Annotated in this window: 18 protein-coding genes, 1 tRNA gene and 1 rRNA gene; 9 read left to right on the plus strand and 11 right to left on the minus strand. The window is 49.5% G+C overall.

Annotation, left to right across the window (positions count from 1 at the left end; translation table 11 throughout):
* Positions 1–84 precede the first annotated feature (84 nt).
* Both QGG23_03145 and metG read right to left on the minus strand, forming a co-directional pair.
* A complete protein-coding gene (locus QGG23_03145; GenBank protein MDP6048427.1) occupies positions 85–771 on the minus strand; it encodes a PHP-associated domain-containing protein in 687 nt (228 codons plus the stop codon).
* A 13-nt stretch (positions 772–784) separates the two neighbouring features.
* Entirely contained in the window at positions 785–2437 is a 1653-nt protein-coding gene (metG, locus tag QGG23_03150; GenBank protein ID MDP6048428.1) for a methionine--tRNA ligase, read from the minus strand.
* Between the two features lie 833 nt (positions 2438–3270).
* On the opposite strand from metG, the gene mtnP reads away from it, so the two are divergent.
* Positions 3271–4065 carry an S-methyl-5'-thioadenosine phosphorylase gene (gene mtnP, locus QGG23_03155; GenBank protein ID MDP6048429.1) on the plus strand — a complete coding sequence of 265 codons (795 nt, stop codon included), beginning with the start codon at positions 3271–3273 and terminating at the stop codon, positions 4063–4065.
* Between the two features lie 344 nt (positions 4066–4409).
* Here mtnP and speD read toward each other — a convergent pair whose 3' ends face one another.
* The 5 genes from speD to QGG23_03180 form a co-directional block, all read right to left on the minus strand.
* The gene (gene speD / locus QGG23_03160) at positions 4410–4763 is read right to left on the minus strand and encodes an adenosylmethionine decarboxylase (GenBank protein ID MDP6048430.1); all 354 of its coding nucleotides are present in this window, start codon (positions 4761–4763) and stop codon (positions 4410–4412) included.
* A gap of 56 nt (positions 4764–4819) precedes the next feature.
* Positions 4820–5980, minus strand: coding sequence for a bis-aminopropyl spermidine synthase family protein (locus QGG23_03165; protein MDP6048431.1), 1161 nt, complete (start codon positions 5978–5980; stop codon positions 4820–4822).
* 52 nt (positions 5981–6032) lie between these two features.
* Positions 6033–6617, minus strand: a complete 585-nt coding sequence (locus tag QGG23_03170) for a phosphoribosyltransferase (protein ID MDP6048432.1) — start codon at positions 6615–6617, stop codon at positions 6033–6035.
* Between the two features lie 741 nt (positions 6618–7358).
* Positions 7359–7541, minus strand: coding sequence for a transcriptional regulator (locus QGG23_03175; GenBank protein MDP6048433.1), 183 nt, complete (start codon positions 7539–7541; stop codon positions 7359–7361).
* A gap of 412 nt (positions 7542–7953) precedes the next feature.
* Complete coding sequence (locus QGG23_03180; GenBank protein MDP6048434.1) at positions 7954–9231, minus strand: FAD-binding oxidoreductase; 1278 nt, start codon at positions 9229–9231, stop codon at positions 7954–7956.
* A 441-nt stretch (positions 9232–9672) separates the two neighbouring features.
* On the opposite strand from QGG23_03180, the gene QGG23_03185 reads away from it, so the two are divergent.
* Together QGG23_03185 and map are read left to right on the plus strand one after the other, a co-directional pair.
* On the plus strand, positions 9673–10134 hold the full coding sequence (locus tag QGG23_03185; protein MDP6048435.1) for a universal stress protein: 462 nt from the start codon (positions 9673–9675) through the stop codon (positions 10132–10134).
* Between the two features lie 78 nt (positions 10135–10212).
* On the plus strand, positions 10213–11067 hold the full coding sequence (map, locus tag QGG23_03190) for a type II methionyl aminopeptidase (GenBank protein MDP6048436.1): 855 nt from the start codon (positions 10213–10215) through the stop codon (positions 11065–11067).
* Here the strand turns inward: map and QGG23_03195 are convergent.
* From QGG23_03195 to purB, 4 genes are all read right to left on the minus strand, one after another.
* On the minus strand, positions 11064–11483 hold the full coding sequence (locus QGG23_03195) for a hypothetical protein (GenBank protein ID MDP6048437.1): 420 nt from the start codon (positions 11481–11483) through the stop codon (positions 11064–11066). The two genes, map and QGG23_03195, sit on opposite strands and share 4 nt — an antisense overlap.
* Positions 11480–12604, minus strand: coding sequence for a DUF1512 domain-containing protein (locus QGG23_03200; protein MDP6048438.1), 1125 nt, complete (start codon positions 12602–12604; stop codon positions 11480–11482). Before QGG23_03200 ends, QGG23_03195 begins: the two co-directional genes overlap by 4 nt.
* 92 nt (positions 12605–12696) lie before the next feature.
* Positions 12697–12816 (minus strand): 5S ribosomal RNA (rrf, locus tag QGG23_03205).
* A gap of 49 nt (positions 12817–12865) precedes the next feature.
* The gene (gene purB / locus QGG23_03210) at positions 12866–14311 is read right to left on the minus strand and encodes an adenylosuccinate lyase (protein MDP6048439.1); all 1446 of its coding nucleotides are present in this window, start codon (positions 14309–14311) and stop codon (positions 12866–12868) included.
* Positions 14312–14791: 480 nt separating this feature from the next.
* Here purB and QGG23_03215 point away from each other — a divergent pair.
* From QGG23_03215 to QGG23_03240, 6 genes are all read left to right on the plus strand, one after another.
* Positions 14792–14924: transfer RNA gene (locus QGG23_03215), tRNA-Trp, on the plus strand.
* A gap of 527 nt (positions 14925–15451) precedes the next feature.
* Complete coding sequence (locus QGG23_03220; protein ID MDP6048440.1) at positions 15452–16711, plus strand: lactate racemase domain-containing protein; 1260 nt, start codon at positions 15452–15454, stop codon at positions 16709–16711.
* Positions 16712–17639: 928 nt separating this feature from the next.
* Positions 17640–19757, plus strand: a complete 2118-nt coding sequence (locus tag QGG23_03225) for an NEW3 domain-containing protein (GenBank protein ID MDP6048441.1) — start codon at positions 17640–17642, stop codon at positions 19755–19757.
* Between the two features lie 5 nt (positions 19758–19762).
* Entirely contained in the window at positions 19763–20698 is a 936-nt protein-coding gene (locus QGG23_03230; protein MDP6048442.1) for an ABC transporter ATP-binding protein, read from the plus strand.
* Between the two features lie 2 nt (positions 20699–20700).
* Complete coding sequence (locus QGG23_03235) at positions 20701–21666, plus strand: ABC transporter permease subunit (GenBank protein ID MDP6048443.1); 966 nt, start codon at positions 20701–20703, stop codon at positions 21664–21666.
* A gap of 21 nt (positions 21667–21687) precedes the next feature.
* Positions 21688–22629 carry an ABC transporter permease subunit gene (locus tag QGG23_03240; protein MDP6048444.1) on the plus strand — a complete coding sequence of 314 codons (942 nt, stop codon included), beginning with the start codon at positions 21688–21690 and terminating at the stop codon, positions 22627–22629.
* Positions 22630–22802 lie beyond the last annotated feature (173 nt).

Raw genomic sequence — 22802 nt, forward strand, 5'->3', positions numbered from 1 at the left:
TAAATCCCGAGCTTGTATCCTCAGGTTTTTTCCGTTAAAGTTCTATTCCTTATCTAAATGCTATCAACACCACTGATTAACGATTCAAGGAGCTTTGAAATCGTAATCCTTGTAACCTTTTCTTAAATACTTAGCCCACATCCTGTAACATTTGAATCTCTCAGCTAAGGAGATCCCCTTTCCAACGCTCCTACATTTTCCCTTTCGGAGGGCACTCAGCACGCCCTCTGGAGACCTCTCCTCAGCCTCAAGAATGGTGTATGCTCTCCCTACTGTTTCGGGGATATGTGAGTCGCTCCCTCCAGTATTGGAACATCCTAGCTTCTTGGCGAGATTGCTGTTTAGCATCTCTATGGTTCTGAAGGGAAATTGGTACGCGTTCGCGACCTCCACCAGGTCGAACCCGGCCTCTTCTACCTTGTCCCTGTTTATCCAGGTCCGTAGAACCGAGTGGGCATGGCAGATAATAGCGATCCCCCCTTGGTTATGGATCTCGTCCACGGTCTCCCTGAGGTTCAGCCTGTAGTCAGGCAGCCTTTTGATGCCGAATGCACCGATGTGGATCCCCTCGGAATTGATCTCTACTCCCGAGAGGATAACGAGCCCGGATTCGTTTAATATCGATTTGGGTATCTCGCTGAGGGCATCGTGATTTGTTAAGGCGAACCCATCGAGTCCAAGACTATGGCATCTATTGACGGCGTCAAAGAGGCAAACAGTGCTGTCTAGGCTCAGTGTAGTGTGGAGGTGAAGGTCAATCTTGAGTTCCATTTGGATAATCTTCTCAGCCCGAGGCCTCTTCGATCCTCTTGGAGACCAACTCACTGAGCTCGGCGATGGTCTCCTTAGAGACCTGCTCGAAGATGGGAGTGGGCTTTGCAATGGGTGTGCCTGCATCAAGGGGCATCAGAGCCTCTGACATGAGTGTGTCTTTCTTTGGGGTGCCCAGCTGCCTCCAGACCTCCTTAGCCTTGAATGGGAAAATAGCCTCCATGAGGACTGCTAAGGCCTTAATGAGCCAGAGACAGTTGTGGATTGTCTCCGCGGCCTTTTCAGGGTCCGTTTTAGTGAGCTTCCAGGGCTCCCCGGACTGGAGGTAGCGGTTGCCATACGCGGCTAGCCCAATTATGGAATCGGCGATCTTTTTGAACTCATACTCGTCCAAGCCATCCCTTATTTTTTCGATGGTGTTTTCGACCTCCGCCATCACCATAGGGTCTACTTTTCCCTCTGGGACTGACTGGTAGTTGCGGTGGGCGAAGAGGATGGTTCTGTACAAGAAGTTGCCCAGGGTCCCTACCAGCTCCTTATTCACTTTTTCGCCGTAGGCATGCCAAGCGAAGTCGAGGTCCCGGTTGTGCCCAGTATAGCTCGCAATGTAGTAGCGGAGAGCGTCGGGATCTAGGCCCTTTTCTAGGTAGTCTTCCTCGACCCAGATGACATAACCCCTGCTCTTACTGAAGACGTGACCCTCCACTTTCATGGTTCCGGAGGCAATGACTGCGTCGGGAACATTGTAGCCGGCTCCCTTGAGCATGCTGGGCCAGAAGAGGCAGTGGTGATAGATAATTCCTGGCCCGATAAAATGGATGAGGGATCCTTCCCCCTTCCAGTAGTATTTCCAGTTACCCCCAGTGCGTTCCGCCCACTCCTCCGTAGAGGCGATGTACCCAATAGGAGCGTCCACCCAGACGTAGTAGACGAGTCCCGGCTCTCCGGGGACCTTGATCCCCCAGTCCAAGTTCCGGGTAATATTCCAATCTTTGAGGCCGCCCTCCACCCACTTTTTGGCATAGTTCCGCGCGATCTCTGTGCCGTCTAGGCCTTGAAGGTATTCAGTTAGGAAGCCCTCAAAAGTGGTAAGCTTGAGGAAATAGTGACGGGTCTCCCTTTTCTCAGGTTTTGTCCTGCAGATGCCGCACCTGGTGTCTATGAGTTCCCCTGGCTCAAGATAACGGCCACAGCCCTGGTCGCATTCATCTCCCCTTGCGGAGGCGCCGCAATGGGGACATGTACCCTTTTGATATCGGTCTGGGAGAAAGCGGTCGCAGTTGGGACAATAGGGGAGCTTGAGATCATTGGCGTAAACGTGTCCGTTTTCCCTGAGGTCGTCCATTATCTGGATAGTCCGGCTGTGGTTAAGGGGGTGGTCTGTACTTCCGTAGTTAGTGAAGCGGATCCCCATCCGAGGAAAGAACTCCAAAAAGTGCTTGTGGTACTCCTTGATGATTTCGAGGGGGGTGACCCCCTCCGCCTCAGCCTTTACAGTGATGGGGGTGCCGTGGGTGTCTGAGCCACAGATGAATACCACTTCCTGACCAAGCTTCCTGAGCAGCCTCACGAAGATATCTGCAGGGACATAGGTCCTGAGATGGGCAATGTGGGCCGGACCGTTCACGTAGGGTAGTCCACACGTCACTAGCGCCGCCCTGTTCAAGGGGTATTTATGCCCTCCTTTATTATTCGATTTGAGTTTAATACACCTCTATTTGTGCTGAAGTTGATACAATGAGCGGATTGATATTTCTTGTGTTAATTCCAACTTGTTTTTTAAACAAAATAATGAATATGATGAAAAAGGCTTTGTGGGGGGTCATTCCTTTAGATTTTCGTACTCGTTTAGGAATCACTTCCTACGAGTTTTCCTCTCCTTTTCGAATAGAAATGACCTTTTCGCGCGCTACCTCTTTTTTTTATCGTGTTAAATGGTTTACTTCTAGGTCTACTAAGGTCCTCAAGGAAGAAGCCTCCTCTCATCGTCTTCTAGGCTGCTAATCCCCGGGGATGCCATCTCCACTGTGTGTCTCAATAGTCAAGAAAACAAACAACAGAACGTTGATCATACTAACTTTTAGGACAATAAAGTTCTAAACTTAGTAGTATTTCAACGCGTCCATTAGGTTCCCGTATATGAGGGACATAAGGGAGAATCTAGTGGTTCAGGTGCAGTTCCCCTGACCCTTAGCGATCCCGACTTCTTAGTGGGGAGGTCTCAGCTATTGTGAAGCTATAAAGGGTCTCCGCCATCTCATAACTAAGCCCCTGTTACTCGGTAAAGATGGGTCTGAGGCCGAAGGGGTCAGACCTGATAAAGTTCCCCTAAAGTACGTGTGGATCACCCTGCCGAGGGTGACTCAGGGATACCTCCTGCTTACAATTTGGTACCGGAAATCAATTAATGGAACGGTTTTCCCTCTAAAATGTTCCAAAAATCAATCAAAGAAAAAACCTTAACCTGACTTTCCCCTAATAATCACGGTGTTAATAGCTATGTTAAAATATTCTGCAGAGATCGGCGTCATTGGGGGGACTGGTGTCTACGACCCTGATGTCATAGAGGACGCCCAGTCGATAGAGGTCTATACCCCTTACGGCCCCCCAAGTGATCTCATAACCTTAGGCATCTATCAGGATAGGCGCGTTGCTTTCATTCCCCGCCACGGCAGAGATCACCAGATTCCCCCTCATGGGATCAACGCCAGAGCCAACATCTGGACTATGAAAGAGCTAGGGGTTGAAAGGATCGTCGCCTCGTCTGCCGTTGGTAGTTTGAAAGAGGATTATGCCCCGGGGGACTTTGTGATCACGGATCAGTTCATTGATCGTACCAAGGCCCGCCCAGATACATTCTATGACAAAGGCATGGTTGCTCACGTCTCTAGCGCAGACCCAGTTTGCCCCCAGCTCCATGACCACTTCGTCGACCAGGCTAGGAGGCTTGGGTTCCCGGTTCACCCCACTGGGACTTATGTTTGTGTCAATGGACCCCGGTTCTCCACTCGGGCAGAGTCCCGTCTTTTCAGGCAGTGGGGCGCCGAGATCATCGGTATGACTATGTATCCCGAGTGTATCCTAGCTCGGGAGGCAGAGATCTGCTACGTTTCCGTCGCGATGGTGACCGACTACGATGTGTGGGCTGAGAAGCCGGTTTCTACCCAGGAGGTCCTTGAGACTCTCCACGCTAACTCTGCGAATTTTAAGGGACTGTTCATGGAGGCTCTGCCTGGGATTCCAGCTGAGCGGGAGTGCAGATGTGGTGAGGCGATGAAGTATGCGGTCCTATGACCCGAAGCAACTGCCTCTCATATATCAACTTGCGCGCGAAAGTCCCCATCTCCCTTTGAGCTAAAGAAGGCAGTTATACCCAAGAACGCTGAGAAATGGAGCGTTGACTAGGCCTATAGTAGGTTGAAGATAAGGCTGCTTGACTGGAATGATGTTTTTATTTTAATGGACAAGAAGAGGCGGTAGTGGTGTCCTTCTCCCTATACCGGTGGGGAGGTTTGATAATAACAGGTTCACGTTGAGTGAGGAAAAATCCAACCTATGGTTCAAGAAACTGTTTCTCCACAACTAGGAGCGTGAAAAGTCCAAGCGGTAATTCTCCCAATTCTAAAAGCCCTGGAAATCTATCCTCTGTCATCACCGATGGATCTTGTTATCTCTTTAATCTCAAAGGATCCAGGCATGAGTCTCTTCTTGATAAGTTCCCAGGCCGCAGATGGGGATTTCCCCTCCCCGCAGATGAAGATATCCACGGCAGCATAGCCGTGCTCAGGCCAGGTCTGAATGGAGATGTGGGTCTCAGCAAGGATAAGGAAGACACTAACCCCGACAGGATGGAACTTGTAGACAAGCTGATCCACAACAGTGGAGCCTGCCTTCACTGCGGCCTTCTCCAGTATATTAACAAGAAACTTGTCGTCATTGAGGTCGGCCTTGCAACCGTACAGGTCCACCAAGAGCTGTTTTATCCTGAGCATCTTCGATTTTATACTTTATACCCTCTATTTGGCTTTACGGTGATTTACCGATAGCCTCAATCGGCTCGCTGCTTCTCGGAGAGCCTGAATCCCTCTCTCCTTCTACATTTTGGGCAGCCCCCCGCCTTGAGTTCCTCAATAGTTGTGAAACCCGTCGATGAACCCACCACTATCGCTTTCCCACACCGGCACCTGTACACCCGGATCGTGGGCTTTAGTTCCCCCGTATATATACCTCCTTGGAATGGGCCTGTAATGACTGGTCTTGCCTCCCCAGTGACCACGAGCCGGAACATTGATGTGGTATTGGCCAGTATTTCAGCTCCTAAATAGATGTTAAACCGAGGGATGATCTCGTCGACGTAGAGTCCCATCCAGTTTAAGGTCCCGTGGGCTTTAAGCATCTCCAGAGGAGGCTTGTCAGGATAGGCCATATAGGCGATCGATGTCTTCCGCCACCTGAGCGCCTGGATGCCCCGGGAGATGAAGAGTTCTAACCCTGGGATGGTATAAGGAGGATCGGTTAGGAAAGTATCAAAGGCTCCCCTAAGCGACTCTGGTAGGGGCTCCCTCAGGTCGTGGAGTACACACTGGATGCTGAGTCCCTCCTCCTTGGAGACCCCCATGATGGTCTCGAGGAGTCTGCCGTCAATGTCTACAACAGTGATCCCCTTTGTCACCCTAAGAAGGCCCGCTGCCACCGATACCAGATCATCGTCCCCTAGGAAGAGGACGTTCCTCCCTGCAAGGTTTCCCCCATCAAGCATGTAAAGAGCCCTCCGCAGGGCTGTTTCAGGAGTGGCGTGGGTCTGATCCAATTTGGGGTTGGCATTTGGCCGTCTGGATGATGCCTCCCGGATTTTTTCCAAGATCGGTTCGTACTCAGGAGCGATCTCCTGCGAGTCGTTCGTCTCCTTTGTTTTCGCTACCATGCCCAGTACCACCTCGACGAACTCTTTTCCCGTCACTGTGAGGATCGCCCCACCTTTTCTGGCGACTAGTCCCGCTTTCTCGAGTTCCCTGCGAATTGCTGCGGTGACGGGGGTAGGGAGCCTCGTGGCCCTTGCGATGTCCTTGGTACCCACCTTGCCTCTGTGATGGATCTCCCTGAGAACTCGCCTTATGGCCTCCTCACCCTCTTTTAACCTCATCTTTTCTGCTAGTTTTCGGAGAAAGTCCTCAGGTGGTGCATAGCTGGAGGAGCCTATTTTCTGCACCTCCGAACGGCAGGCCCCATATAAAATTCGTGAAGAGCCATCATAAGCCTCGTTATTTGTTTCTCCTCCTTATCTCATCGCGAATCCTCTTTATCTCTCCCTGGTTTGCCTCAATTTTATGGTCTGATTTGAGTCGCTCTGCAATCTCCGAGTCAGTGACTCCGTTTTTATCTATTTTCATGATGATATTGGATATGTCCTCGATGTAGTTCCAGGGAAAGATCACCCAGCACCAGCTGATCTTTTCTCCAAAGTAGTCTGGGGTGAATTGGGAGCCGGTAATATGTTGGAGCGTAGCGGTCTTTACCCCCAGGGGATTCAGGGTGTTAACATAGCTCATAGCGGCGATCATGCTGAGCCCAGTATCTGTGATATCATCCACCACCAGCACCTTGTAGCCGGAGAGGTCAATGTTAAAGGGGTACTTGATACGGGCTTTCCCATCAGGGGTCGCTGTGACCCCCCAGTGCTCCACCTTGAGGCTCACAAGGTCCTTGACGCCGAGATAATCACAGAGGACCCTGCTAAGGACCCAGCCCCCCCGGGCAAGCCCCACGATTATGTCCGGTTTGTAACCGGAGTCTACAACCTTCCGGGCGGTCTTCTCTGCGAGAAGCTGGAATCTGTACCAATCCATAACTTGGCAATCGAATTTGCTTGACACGGTGAAATAATGACTCTAATAAATAAAAATCTGCACACTCAATTGAAATTTATTACTCCACAGCAAGGAGTTTTCTCCCCCCTATGAGCAGCGCAGCGTATGCGAGGATTAGATTGAACCTAGAGTAGATGAGAGAGGTCTCGGTCGACAGGGGGATCGGTTCTCAGATTCTCATGCAACAGGTGGCGATGTATAGTAATGCGCCGAATATGGTTATGCCTCAGAACAAGACGATGAATAAATCGATAAAAGCGCTTAGGGGACTAATCTGATATGTCCGAGTTTACCAGGAAAAGCCCATTAATGAAGACCGCGTTTGCTGAGGTGAATACAATCATCAGCTCTATGTTCGCCATGACCTTTACGATGATGGTTTCCACTCGCGTCAAGAATGTCTAATATCGACATTATAATTGCAAGTTTAATCTCGTTTTCAAGGGGATCTTTCATCTTTACTATGAATGACAAAATGGATTGTAGTTTCTCATTCATTTGGTTCACTCTCGCGCGTGAAATCGATGTTTATTGGCCTAGGAAATTCTTAAAAAACATCGTCTTTATGATAATATTGCTAACTTTCAGGCATAGATGTTTTCCCATATGTGTGTTGCCCCCATCTGTGTGTAGGCTCTGTCTGAATGATAGGGTCTGAGGCACTTTGCCTTTCGCGCGCTGTACTAATAAAAATAATAAAAAAAGGGTCCTTTTTCCCACTTACTCAGTTGGGGCGTAATAGCATCTCTTTGGGGAATGGACCTTACCGTCTTTCTTGAGGACTTTTATGGCTTTAGAGACTTCCTTGCTCTCAATGCCCAAAGCCTTGGCGACCTCACCAGGGCGCATGGGCTTTCCGGCGTCTTTCATTGTCTGGAGAACCGCTACAGCTTGCTCACTCATTAAATCACCTTAACACTTTGAATGATCAGACGGAGGATAATAAAAGTTCCTCGCGCGCGAGCCGGAGACCCTTGACCTCACAGGTGTCATATATCATCACTAAGTACATTAGGGACCCCCTCCTAGTAAGTGATCTCGAGATAATTTGTCTGGTTACCCCCACAGAAACCACATATGTACACATAGATATGGACACTCTAACCCACAAGAGGTCCTATGCTATAGCCTTCTGTAGCTGATAGCCTCCCCAGCAATTGGGTGGACGAAGCCTTGGAGATGATTTTTGATCATCCTTCTGCGGGTGCATCAGGAATCGCATTATATCTCACCGACAAAGACCCGAGGAATATAGCTCTGGAACAGTCTACAATTTTATTGAGGGTATTATCAACGGCCTTAAGAACTGGGATCTTTAGATGATCAGGGTCTCCCGTTCCGCCTGCCGATTATTAATGCCTAAATCAGAGGCCCGGAATTTGCGCCCCCCGAACAGCTCCGCCTTTTCCTCCTTAGCATATAGTGCGGCAGCTATCCTCCCAATCGCGTCGGATTTCATGATTCCGCTCCCGCTAGCTGCTCCCACGTAGATCATCCCTGGGATCGATTTCACCACCGGCAGCTCGTCAAACCCATTAATCGCGTACTGACCTGCCCAACTGTTCATAGGCCTCAGGTCCTTAAAACACGGGAAATACTTAGCCAGCACGTGATATACACCATCTGTGTAATAATCCTCCTCAGCCTGGGGGTTGTCCTCCAACCTGAAACCCCGCCCTAAATCGTCGGCACATGCCATCCAAATGCTTCCCTCGCTCAACTCTGGCCTAAAGAGTATGTTAGACTTAGGCAGAACCGTAAGGGGCATTGACCCGTATTTGTTTAGCCCTTCTACGTGGAAAAGGGGTCCCAGTCTCGGGTCTTTGAACGCGAAGATCTGCCTCTTCTTAGGCCTCATATGGGATTCCACACCGATGGGATCCATGAGCATGCTCGACCAGACTCCCGCCGCAACCACTGTGGTCTCCGCCTCTATTGCGCCTCTATTCGTTTTGACCCCTTTGATCTGGGCGTCCTGCCAGACGAATGGCTCCCCCGGGATCTTCAGTTCCAGTTTAGGCTTCACTACTAGATCTGTCACCTCCGTCCCGTATTGGACCTCCCCTCCTAGTCCTAAGAAAAGCTTCTCATAGGCCCGGGTAAACGCGTCCGCATTTACTGTTCCGCACTTTTCCCCTAATACCCCGTACTCAATGTCCCTGATCCCCATGAGCTCCGCCTCATCGTCCTCCTCAAACTGAGTGACAAGGGCGGGAATCCGCTTTTCTAGCTCCTCACGTTCTAGGACCTGTATCTCCGCTCGGGTTCCGATCCTGTCCCACGCCCTTCTCTGCTCCGAGTACTGCTTCTCGCTCAAAAGAAACAGGTATCCGATCCGTGACACTCCGACATGGTGATCCAGATTCCCCTCTAGATGCAACATCCAATCAATGGTGGAATCAGCCAGGAGAAAATTTGTCTCAGATGTAAATAGATTCCGGAACCCTCCCTCACTCTTAGCGCTGTTTCCCTGGCCGGGCCCCCCGAACCGGTCCACCACAGTGACTCTGCTACCCGGATTCGCTAACTTTGCATGGTAAGCCGTGCTCAACCCCAGGATACCCGCGCCAATGACGAGGATGTCGCAATCCATACCAATCAAATAGGAGTGCACCCCCCATTTTTAACCTGTGTCTCCAAAAACCTCTAATCCGTAGGCGGACCTAGAAAACACCGCGCGCGGACATCACCCCTAAAGATACAGCCATCGATCACGTCAATAGCGCAATCCATCCTGAAACGCCGCGGACTTACCCCCCTCCTCAGCGTTGCCATTACTGCAATGATATCCGTCTCAGAATGTTTTAAAGTTGCCAGTCAGGTCACCAATATTTAGGGTTCTCCAGATTCGTCCTGGAAACTGCAAAATATAGAGGAAGGGGGTCTGCAGCTTCAAAGATGAGAATCAGTGTGGCTTATCGTTTAGCGATATATTTCCCTTAATATTCTTCCGATTAGAGGCTGAACACAGCTGTCAGAGGACCGTTTGGGTGGATTTTATAAGCAACCTTTCAAATATTCAAATGATTAAACAATGTACAATACGATCCTGGTAAGTATTGACGGCTCTGAGCCCTCTGACAACGCACTAGATCATGCCGTCATGCTAGCTACCACTTTCAAGGCAAGGCTAATCCTGCTTATTGTCGTCCAAAGGGTGATGATCCCTATGTTTCCAGACGAGGGGTTCGGGGGTGTACCCCTATCTGCGGCAAAGGATATGGCCCAATATCAGGATAAGATGCGGCGCGTTTACAAGAACGTTCTTGATGAGTCCAAAGCAAAGATTAGGAAAAAACATCCGAACCTCCTCATCGACTCTATTCTCAAGGAGGGGCGTCCCTCGGCGACCATTACTAAATACGCCCAAGAATACGGTGCAGATCTTATTGTGATGGGAAGCAGGGGAATAGGGGGCTATACGGGATGGATATTAGGGAGCACAACCCGCAGAGTAGTGGACTCCTGCACCAAGCCCATCCTCATCGTTAAATGAAGATATCTGGGAAAGCTCTTTTTTCATCGGACTACAACTTAACGTGGAGGTTATACACTGGAGACTTTTGGACCCTTAATGAAAGCTGGACACATAGCATCCCAGGTGCGCGAAAAGACCCGGAGCTATGTTGAGGTGGAAAGACCTGTCATCGAGATCTGCAGCTTCGTTGAAGACAATATCAGAAAACTCGGGGGAGCCCCAGCATTTCCCTGTAACGTTGATATCGACGGGGTCGCGGCCCACTACACATCCCCTTTAGGGGATCCAAAGGTAATCCCTGATGGGTCCCTTGTAAAAATTGATATAGGAGTCCACGTCGATGGTTATATCGCCGATACCGCCGTCACCATTTGCCTTGACCCCCAGTATATTCCGATGGCTGAGGCTGCTGTAGCTGGTCTGGAGGCCGCGATTAAGATAGCAAGAGCTGGCGTGGTTGCGTCTGATATCGGTGCAGCTATCGAGAAGGCCATTAAGTCCAGGGGCTTCACTCCCATTCGCAACCTTTCGGGCCACAGGCTCGGCAGATACATAGTCCACGCCGGCAAATCTATACCTAATATCAGCGGCACCAATGGCCACAGGCTCAAGGAAGGCGAAGTATATGCAATTGAGCCATTTGCGGTTCCCCGAGACGCCTCAGCCTATGTCATAGACGGAGCCCCCAGCAATATTTATCGATTCTTGAAAAAGAGGAGAGTCCGGAGTGACGCCGCCAAGAAGATGCTCAAGCTGATCCAGACTCGCCATAGAACCCTACCTTTTGCATCTAGGTGGATCCCTGGAGATACCGAGGCTTTCGAGGAGCTGATAGAGGGGAAGTGCGTTCATTCGTATCCCCAACTCGTAGAGAAAAGTGGGGCTTCGGTGGCTCAGGCGGAGCACACGGTGATAATAGAGTCTGACGGATGTACAGTGACGACTGCCTAACGTTTCTTTTTGGGTTCAGCTTTCCGGTGAATGCCCTTGATGGTCATGATTTCCTCGCATCTTGTGCAGTCCTCATCGCTCTTGTATATATAGTCTCCCCGTTGGAAATCCCTGACCCTTTTAAGATTGCAGCTGTGGCACTCAAGTATTGTGATGACCTCTGCCTTTTCAACGGGGGGCTTCTGGCTTGATACCGCCTTTGTTCTGAAGAACATGTAGCCGATCATGGCCAAGCCTGCTGTACCTAAGAGGATGTACATGTTTCCTTGATCGGAGTTCTCTCCTCCGTAAGTCTGGAATCCTAGCCCGAGGAAGAAGAGGCTGACTAACCCAAGGACAATTAAAGATATGCGGCTGATCCAGCTAAGACTCATTATTGGGGTACTGGATTTGGCGTTGGTCATGCGGGTGGTCATTGGGCAACCCCCACAGTGTTACCAATGCCGGCCACGAGGACGGTGTCTCCCTCCTTGGTTCTATGGTCCACTATGCGTTTGACCGTCTCAACGGCGGTGTCACAGGCGGTATAGAGCTCCTTTACCAAGGGGGCGACAACGTGGGTGATGTCCTGCTTGATGGCGATGGCGTATAGAGGGATATTATGCTTCTTGATAGCTTCCTCTATCTTATGCTTCTCTACCCCGATGCCTCCGATGGCGGCTCCGACTCCCTCAGCGATGCCTCCAGTAGGTTCTCCCTCGAGTTTACCGGCGGCGTCTACCATTATAACTGCGTCCACTTTCTTACGTCCTTTTCGGCTGTTAAGTATGTTCTCAATCGCGTCTCCTGGCTTCCCCACGGAGCCCCCGGGTCCCTTGGCCTTAGTGATAATGAGGGTACGTCCATTGTAGGGGACCTCTGCGACGACCATCTCCTTTGCGATTTCGCTCCATTTATGGCCATGCATTAGACGAGCAGCAACGAGGGGGCCGACGCTGTCCCCTATGGGTATACCCTCTTTAAACGCTTGGAGGGCACGACTGTATGCCTCGATCTCCCTGACGATCATGGGGAGGATCATATGGATCTGCATGATGACATAGATGTTCATGGTCTTTTTGCCGAGGAGGTAAAAGTGTCGAATCACTTTATGGTAAACATTTAGGGCGAGGCTTGCTTCCAGAAGGTTCTCTAAATTGTTAATCTCACTATCGGACGCCTTGGGTGCCATACTTCGCACCTCGGCCTCAAATATATTCTCCCTGACGTTGAGGAGCTGCCCCATTTTACCGACAATCCCGGCAGGATCCAAACTCGTGGGAGGGATGAAAAAATGCTCGAGGAATCTCTCTACCTCTGGGGTGGGATCAAAATCATCCTCTGAGGCCTTTTTTACCTCCTCAATGGAGGTGTTGTACCCCTTGTCCCTAATCTCTTTGACCTTGCGGAGGGTACCTTCTATGGCCCTGAGCATGCTCATCGCCTGGATCCGTTGTGCATAGAATAGGTAGACAATAAAGCTTAGGCTAAAGAGGGTCTGGAGAACCATCCCGATATCACTCTGATTCTGGAGAAGCTGGCCGACCTGAATATACATATAGATCAGCAACTGAAACTCTCTTCTTTTTTATAAATGTTCATCTTAGAGCCTTCCATAATACTCGATTCTTTGATCTTTTAGAATGGGTGGGCTACCAGCTTTCACGGTTTTGCGAGGCCGAAGACATCACTACCGCCGCAAACGGAGCGTGGTTTAACTTCCGAGTTCGGAATGAGTTCGGGTGGAACCCACGCCCTTTGGCCGGCTACCCATAAAAACGGCACTGGTGCGCTTCTTTAAACATTTCGGTGGTAAGCTTCAAAGAATATCCTTAGGTTCATATTGGGCCTCAGTAGAGTGCCTCTGGATGAGGGGTTGAACTTTCGCTTTCACTGCGTCGATCTGGTTGTACGCGTTCCCTATGAATCGTGTTCTATCCTTTAAGATCTCATTGAGCTCGTCAGCTGTTATTCCTGATGCCTTGAAGTCTGAGTCTTGGGCAAGGGAATGGACGAGTTTGTTCTTCTGGGTGCCCTGTTCTCGCATTCTGAGGGCTTCAGCTATAGCGTGAGTCTTGATGATGTTGTAGGCTTTCTCTCTGCCCATTCCATGACTAAGGGCTACGCCCAAGATGGACGTAGTCGCGAGGAACGGGAGGTATCTGTCGAGTTCCTCCTCTATGATGGTTGGGTATATTCCCATCTGGTTGAGTACTGTGAGGGCAGTTTCGACGAGGCCGTCGCTGGCGTAATACGCATCAGGTATTATGACTCTGCGGAGGGCAGAGCACGATACGTCTCCCTCCTCCCACTGGTCTCCCGCGAGACGGGAGGCACCATCTGAGTACATCTTTAGGAGGTGTGAGAATGCACAGATCCGCTCTGTGCTTCGGGTATTCATCTTGTGGGGCATAACGCTGCTCCCCACCTGGCCCTCCTTGAATCCTTCGGTGACAAGCTCATATCCCGCCATGAGACGGATGGTCTTAGCGAAGCTCTCACATGCCGAGGCGAGGGCTACAAGGTGGCTTATAAGCGTATAGTCGAGGCTCCTGGGATAGACTTGGCCGGGGGCATTCAAGATTTCTGTGAATCCCAGGGATTTGGCCACTTTCTCTTCAAGGAGGCTAGCTTTCTCCGGGGATCCCATTAGGTTAGCCATGTCGAATTGGGTGCCTACAGCGCCTTTGATGCCTCTGAGGGGGTATGAGTCTAGGTACTTTTCATAGTTTGTTAGATGACTATGGAGCTCCTCAGCCCACATGGCGAATCGCCGTCCTAAGAGGGTAGGTTGGGCTGCCTGGTGGTGTGTCCTGGCGGCTATTCCAATGTGCCTGTACTCGTCGGCCTTGTCAAGGAGGTGCTGGAGGACCGAAACGTACTTTCCGAGGAGGATGCGTCCGGCCTTCTTGATCTGAAGCTGCTCTACATTGTCTGTGAGATCTCGGCTAGTCATTCCCATGTGGAGGTACTCGTAGTCCCCAGAGACGATGTTGTAGGCCTCGATTTTTGCCTTGACATCGTGCTTAGTCCTCATCTCGATCTCCTTGATTAGGCCCAGGTCTATCTCGGCCTTTGCCTTCTGGTAAGCTTCGATAGCCTCCATGGGGATCTCAAGGCCCAGTTCTTTCTGGGCATTTAGGACAGCGAGCCAGAGGTCTCTCTCATATCTTGCTTTGCCTTCCTCTGAGAATATAGCGTTCATCTCCCGGGTGGCGTATCTCTGGGAGAGTATGTTGGGGTTGACCAAGGGATGCACCTTGATTTCACAGGTACCTTTACTGGATTTAATTATACGGTCTGAAACAACCCTCTGTACCGGAATCAACAACCAAAACTGTCTGTTTGAGTTTACCTATTTTTTAAGATCGGAGGCTACTCTTCTCGGAATTTGTGGAGATAGAGTACCCCTTCTATTTTATCATCTTCTATGGTCATCTCATCCAGGGTTTGCCAATAAAGGCAGTGTATTTTGATAGAGTTGGGAACGGCTCTGAATAATTCAGTTTAGGGGTTGTATCTGTTGCCTTCTTAACGTATGGTCTTGGTAGGGCTACAGGTTGCAGTCTTGTTGCTTTCCTTGATTTCGGGGAGCATGGGTCTCCTGAACCGGAGGATCGTCCGTGGTGTTCTGATGTGGGGACAGGATAAGCATTGGATCTCGGGGGCGGGGAGGTTTCCGACTATAGGATTTCCTGGGGGTGGTAATGCTTATTTATCTGGTGGGTTGTAGCGGTGTCTGCAAGGGGCTGTGGTCTAGCCTGGCATGACGTTGGGCTCCAGAAAGTATATAGTTGGATGCTGACCCGTGAGGGGATGACGAGTTTTTGGAGCGGGACACCCAAATGTCGAGGGTTCAAATCCTTCCGGCCCCACCATTATAAAACATCATAAATATTTTCGCGCACGATGTTACACATTATATATTTTTTCAAACCGGTACGAATAGGATATAGGATTGAAGATTTTAACCATTGAAACTATTTATTCATGAATATCCAAAGAACATAAATAAATGCAAAGTACCCGTTTTCTATCTAAAAGATCAGCAATTAGTCCTTCACCCAAACTTCTCATATTTGCTACCAACGCCATTCCTGTGAATATAATCCCCAGTTGTGCTGGGGGTGCCCCTAGTTTGCTCATATAGATAGTGAAACAAACGGTTAGTATGGCGGCGCTGAATGAGCGTAATCCTCGTGTTAATAGTAGAACCCGGAAATCTCTATCAAACTCTGTAAAGAATTACATGTGTTTATCGGCTACAGGATTACGGATCATCGGCACATAGAGACCTTATGATAAAGATTTATTGGCAAATTTTGTCTTCTAACAATGTAATGTTTGTTGCGCTTGTAAGAGGAATTACAATAAAAACCTTAAGCCTATTGCCCTATTCCAAGTTATGAACCTCCCAAAGATGGCCGAGGCTAGGCAGATATTTCATCAACCTGAGATCTCTGATATCTCGGCTAAGATAAAATCTGAGCTAGCGAAGAAGAATCTCGGAGATCGGGTGAAACAGGGGCAACGCATCGCGGTGACCGCGGGGAGCAGGGGAATCACGGATATATCTTTGATCCTCAAGACTGTCGTGGCCGAACTCCAAGCAGTTGGAGCTGAGCCGTTCATAATAACCGCTATGGGGAGTCACGGAGGCGCCACTCCAGAAGGACAGATTGAGGTACTTAGTAGCCTGGGCATCAGTGAGGAATCTGTGGGTGCCCCTATCGAGGCTAGCATGGAGGTTCAGATGATCGGAACTCTACCAGACGGAGTTGATGTCTATCTCAGCCGTAAAGTCCTAGAGGCGGACGGGATCTTTGTCGTGGGTAGAGTCAAGCCTCATACAGACTTCAAGGGCGAGATTGAGTCGGGTCTCTTGAAGATGCTGGCGATAGGTCTCGGAAACCAGAAGGGGGCTGAGATGATCCACTGGCACAAATACGTTGGTTACCATCGAATACTCCCCGAGGCGGGGAGGGTCATCATAGAAAGAACCAACATTGTTATGGGCTTGGCGTTGCTGGAGAACGCTCATCACAAGACTGCAGAGATCCACGCATTGCTCCCTGAGGAGTTCTATGAGCAGGAAAAAAAGTTGCTGGAGATCGCAAAGAACCTGTTACCCCGACTGCCCTTCAGGGATATCGATGTGCTTGTGATTGAGGAAATCGGGAAAAATATTAGCGGGGTTGGGATGGATACCAACGTCACAGGGAAGTTCTGGATGCCAGGAGAATACGATCCGAGGGCGGCGGAGATCAAAAAGATAGTGGTGCTCGACCTCTCGGAGGAAACCCATGGGAACGCGATCGGTTTAGGGCTTGCAGACCTAACCACTAGAAGGGCTTTTGATAAGATCGATCATCATAAGACCTATGTGAACTGCCTCACCCAGGGAAGCGGTCACACGGGGAAGACTCCCCCCTATTTGGCAAATGACCGCGATGCTATAGCCACAGCCATTAGGATAAGCGGACCTATACACCCAAGAAAGTCGCGGATGATCCGCATCAGGAACACTCAGGAGCTTGAAACTCTCTATATCTCAGAGGCGCTCGTGGATGAGTTATTAGCGTGCCCCACGCTCCAGAGACGCCTGGTTCTCATAGAGGAGCTTAGGGAGATACAGTTCGACGTATTGGGTTATATGGCTAGATGAACGGCGAAATAGTGCTTAGCGATACCGTGGTGGTTGCATTGATCACGGCCTTTTTCAGAGCAACTCTCGAGCTCCTTTGGGTGAGCTCATAACAAGACCTGAATCTCCTGAGAACGTAGGATTTGACGAAGCATCTCTGGGGCATATAGGGATGGAGTCAATGGATACGGTTTCATATGCGAGATTTTTCTATTTTCTATGTCATTCATATGATAGTTCATAATCTTGAGGATGTTCCTATCTGAGGTTGGTTTTTCCCAGTCTCATCTCTCTCTAGGGGATGACTTCCATGCTCCTTGCACCCTAATCGGCGTTCTCCGGTGATGAGGCCTCCTCAGGACTGGTGTGCTGTTCAATGAATTGTTTTTTCGGGGGTGCTTGGTTTGCGAGAGTATGCTCCTGGTTCAGCCGAAGAGGTGGGGGCCTCCTTCTAGCCTAGCGGGAGCAGCCGCTATTTGATTGCTAAGTATTTATTTTTTATGAAAATATGGATAGCTGAGGAGATGATTGTGTCCTGTGAGCGAAGACAACCTTAAAGGCTGTCTAGAAAACACATGTTTAAAAAGAATTATTATAATCTTTATATGATGTTAAAATAATATTTCAGTAATCACATGCGCATTAAACATAACAGATCCGTTAGGCAAGTTATTTTTCGATACAGAAGACGTTAAAGGGTAGACCTCGCCCCTGATGATCGTTTTCTTCGAGGAGCTGATGGTTGAGGTCCAGGAGTTGATCGAGGGTGGCTCTGTATCTTAGGATCTCCCAGCCCCTATCACTGGAAAAATGGGTGAGTCGAAAGAAAGCAGGTTCTAAAAGTCAAATAATGGTAATGCCTATTTGATCTGGAATGGGTTATGGCCTAATTCTGAAAAAGGTTATAATTACAAACCATTAGAAAATATGATCTATGGGTTAGATTAGAATGAACAGGAGAACTGGGGCAATTGTACTTATTCTAATGGCTTTTCTTCTGTCATCTCCAATAAGCGCTTGGATATTTGCCGTACCTGCTGGCTCCGGGAACGTTCACGGTACTGTTTTGGATGAAAAAGGGGAGCCTGTCTTCAACGTCAAGGTAATGGCCTATTCAGACTCGGGGAACCTCGCGTCCACACTTTACACAGATGAAGATGGATACTTTAGGTTCGCAATTGAAAATCCGGGGCAATACACGATATACTTTGAGAAGGATGGTTATTCGGGGGATCAGACTAGCATCAATTTACCTGCTGGGCTGTTCTTAGATGAAGAGAACGACCCCATAAAGATGGGGGAGATCGTTCTCCTCCAGAACCTACGGCTTGATGCATCCGTACTGAGCAGGATCGTCTCCCGGGGTGAAACGGCAAGCTTTCCCTTCACTGTAGGTATTTTGGATGAATCTGAAGTGACAGAGTTTAGCGTGGTCGGCCCGGAGGGATGGGATATTAGGGTTCTTGACTCCATGGGTGAAATTGGTAGAGTGCAACTTAGCTCCGGGGACCTTAGCCTCACTCTTGAAGTGGGTGTTCCGGAAAATGCGATCGAGATAGGGAGTGTTAATCTCACTGTCATTGGCAGCTTGAACACCTCGTTAATATTCTTAGTTCAACCCACTCCGCTATCCCAGTCCGAGATCGGAGAACCCAAGCTGGCTTCTACTTATCCTTATATTACAGAGGAGCTAGGGAATGCCGTCAACTTCGCCGTCATGGCTACTAACACGGGTGAAGCTGATGAGACCGTCGAGTTCTCTATTGATGCTCCCGAGGGCTGGGAGACGAGTTTTATCACGGGGAGCGGCATGGAGGTCCTTAGTTTGTTTCTTGAATCTGGTGACTCGGAGGCTCTTAGTTTTGAGGTGCAGCCTTCTCCTACAGCTGATGTAGGCGTGTATGAGTTGGAGATCCTAATGGTCTCGGATAACGGGGTAATCTGGGACTCTCTGGTGTTGAAGGTAAGTCTCAAGGAGTCCGAGGGTGAGGTGGATCTCCTGAGCTCATTCACCGATGTTACTGTAGACGCCGGAACTGTTATCCACTACGCGCTAACAATTCGGAACAAAGGAGACATTGATGACCTGTTTATACTTACGGTTCTCTCTGCTCCTGAGACCTGGGATGCTGTCTTTATGTCAGAGACTGTCGAGGTTTCTAGTCTTTTAATATCAGCCGGATCGTATTCAAACCTTGTCTTCGAGGTGATCTCCCCCGATGATTACGAGCCTGGAAGCTACTCTCTCATGGTACTCGTTGAGTCCGAAGGAGGGAGCGTAGGAGACACCCTCTCATTGGGGGTCGAACTGAAGGAGTCCTTCAGCGACATCGAGATTTTGAGCACCTTCACGGATGTCACAGTTGAAGCGGGGAACACCATCACATATCCCTTACAAGTCGAAAACAACGGAGATAACGACGACCAGCTCACTATGAATGTCGTCTCAGCTCCAGACAACTGGGACGCCGTCTTCATGTCGGGGAGCATCGAGGTATCCAGTTTCTACCTCCCAGTGGATGACTTTGAGCATCTAAACCTAGTCGTGGAGCCTCCGAGCAACACAGAGACCGGCGATTATGCTCTGGTGATTCAAGCTGAGTCGGCAGAGGGGGCACTGTCTGAGAAGATCGAACTCAAAGCCACTGTTGTGGGCTCCCACGATGTTGAACTCGAGCTCTCAACGCTCTTCACCACAATAACCATTGGAGACTCTGTAGAGTTCAATGTTGAGGTCACCAACGCTGGGCTTTCCCCCTTGACGTTCCTCCACCTTGAGACGACTGTCCCCGCGGATTGGGACGTCACGGTTTCTCCTTCACAACTAGCATCTCTGGCCCCAATGACATCGGCGATATTCACCTTATCGGCGGAGACGCCTTCGGACACCGTTGCGGGGGACTATATTGTCACTGTGCAGGCCTTAAGTGACCAAGCGGAATCCGAGGAGGCCGACCTCAGACTAACCGCGCAGGCATCAACTTCGTGGGGCTTCTTAGGGCTTGGGCTTGCAATAATAGCTGTAATCGGTCTCGCGATTGTGTTCACGAGATTCAAGAGGAGATAGACGAAATGGTTGAAAATGTGATAGAGACATTCGATCTGACAAAAAGATACGGCGACTTCACAGCTGTTGAATCCTTAGATATGGCTGTGCAGAAAGGAGAGATATTCGGCTTCCTAGGCCCCAACGGGGCCGGGAAAACGACCACGATCCTTATGCTCATGGGTCTTTCTGTGCCTACCTCGGGGAAGGCTACCGTGGCGGGGTACGACATAATCGATAATTCTAGGGAAATAAGGAGTGTCGCCAGTGTTCTCCCAGAATATAGCAGCCTATATGGTGAGCTCACGGCCGCCCAGAACCTTGAGTACGTCGGGAAGCTCAATGACCTAACGAAAGATATACGTGAAGAGAGGATCGGCGAGATGCTAAAGATCGTAGGGATGTCTGATTGGGCAGACGAAAAATATGAAAAATTCTCAAGGGGGATGAAGCAACGAGTCGGGATAGCCGCGACACTAGTCAAGCAGCCTAAACTCGTCTTTCTGGATGAGCCCACCTTGGGCCTGGATCCAGTAGCCACCAAAGAGGTACGGGAGCTAATAATCCGTTTAAACAAGGAGCAGGGACTCACAGTCGTGCTAACTTCCCATATGCTCAACGAGGTTCAGATGACATGCGACCGTGTTGGTATCATTAACAAAGGGAAGCTCATAGTGATGGAGACTCTAGAGAACCTAACAAATGATATGATTGGGAGCGAGGAGAGGAACATCGAGTTCATGCTCTCTGAGGTGCCTCATGGACTTGTCAGGAACTTGGAGGCCGTTGAGGGAGTCAAGTCGGTGACTCAGAAAAGTAATCGGCTCTTTGTTTATGGGGGCGTTGAAAGCGACTACAAAGTATCCAAGACGATAACAGACAACGGCGCCGTGATTCTTATGATGAAACCCAAAGAGTACTCCATGGAAGAGATCTTTATGAAGTACTACGAGGAGGGCTGAAAATGGCGGGCACCTTCACTGTAGCCGCGAAAGAACTCAGGGACCAGTTTGGGAGCAAGCGATTCCTCATCCTGTTTGCCTTGGTCCTGCTCCTTTCTATACTCACTGCATATCAAGGCGTAGATTTCATCAGAGACAACGAAGCCGCCGGATTCGTCAATATATTCTCAGGAAGTCAGTTTGGATTTTCATTCATCCAGATCATGGTCTTCGCCGGCCCCCTGCTGGGTCTCGCCCTTGGCTTCGATGCCATTAACAAAGAGCGAGCTAACGGTACACTCTCAATACTCCTAGGGCAGCCAATCTTTAGAGACTCAGTGATCAACGGTAAATTCATCGCTGGAGCCGCAGCCTTGTTGACCATTTCGGTGGGCACCATCGTCATACTTTCAGGCTTGGCGATTCCCATGCTCGGGTTCGGGCCCACCGGTGCTGATGCTTTAAAGATATTAGTTCTCTCGCTGCTGACCATAGTATACCTGGTTTTCTGGTTGACCTTGGGTATCCTCTACTCGGTGTTAGCTAAAAAGACTTCAACGTCAATAATGGCATCTATCGCTACCTGGCTCATCTTCTCCATCGTGCTCAGTGTACTCGCATCTGCCATTGCAGGCATGATAGTGCCCCTTCCGGGAAGGGATCTCACGATGGGAGGACAGGGAGGACAGGGAAGGCTCAGGATATCCCCTGAGTTCAGGGAGATGATGCAGAAGAGACAGGTGGTACGATCTACCATCCAGAAATTGTCGCCGACGAACCTTTACGCTGAGGCTGCATCGGATATTCTGGGCGTTACCGGGGGTTTCATGCATGGCATGGGCTTCCAAGAGTTTCGGAGGACACTTACGCTGACCGAGGCTCTCGTGGCCAACTGGGCTAACATCGCGACCCTCGTGGTGGGCATAGTCATCTGCTTCGCCATCTCCTACATGAGATTCCTACGGTCCGAGATACGTCCAGGGGATTAACGCTCGTGAGAACTACTATGAGTGATTGATCTGGCCGGAACATTCACCGTAGCTGCCAAAGAACTCAGGGACCAGTTGGGAAGCAAGCGATTCCTCATCCTGTTCGGTCTAGTTCTACTGCTATCGACTCTCTCAGCTTATCAGGGCGTAGATTTCATTCGGGACTATGAGGAGATGGGATTCCTAAACATCTTCTTGGGGACTAAATTCGACTTCTCTTTCCTTGAGATCATGGTATTCTTTTGGCCCTTTCTTGGACTGGCCTTAAGCTTTGACGCAATCAATAAGGAGCGTTCTAGCGGAACGCTATCAGTACTTTTTGGACAGCCTATCTTCAGAGACTCTGTAATCAATGGCAAATTTATCGCTGGTGCAACTGCTCTTGCCACCATGACCTTAGGCACAATCTTGATAGTATCCGGAATTGCCATTCCAATGCTTGGATTTGGGCCAACTGGCGTGGAAATCTCCAAGATCCTAATCTTTACGATGCTTACAATGATCTATCTGTTTTTCTGGCTGAGTCTAGGCCTTTTCTATTCCGTCTTTACTAAGAAGCCGCCCATTTCGTTAATATCTTCTATTGCGACATGGCTGGTCTTCGTATTTGTGATCAGTATCTTTGCATCCGTAATTAGCAGTATAATAGTGCCACTCCCTGGAGGTGGTTTTCGAAGAATCTCGGGAGAGGAACTCAAGACATCACAAGAATTCGAGGAAACGGAGAAACAGAGGTATTTAATTCAATCAAGAATAGAGAAAATATCACCGACAAACCTGTATGAGAATACTGCATCTGACCTTTTGAGTTATGGCTACGATAAGTTTAAGAGGGTGCGGAGTCTGTCTGAGGTTCTCGTAGCCAACTGGGCTAACATCGCGACCCTTGTAGTTGGCATAGGTATTTGCTTCTCCGCTTCCTACACGAAGTTTTTGAGGTTTGAGGTCAGACCTGGAGGTTGATCAAGAACCCTCTTTTTTACTTACACATGCGTATACGAGCCCGAACAGAAGCCTCTTAACAGATATTAATTACTTCCATTTTTTTCATATTCTATTTTGGATTGAAAAGTCTTTACAACAAAACGGAGAAACCATCGTTGGGTCTCACAAGTCTTTTCAGAGTCAGGAAAAGA

It is taken from the genome of Candidatus Bathyarchaeota archaeon (genome assembly GCA_030739585.1).
In the GTDB taxonomy this organism is placed as follows: Archaea; Thermoproteota; Bathyarchaeia; order TCS64; family TCS64.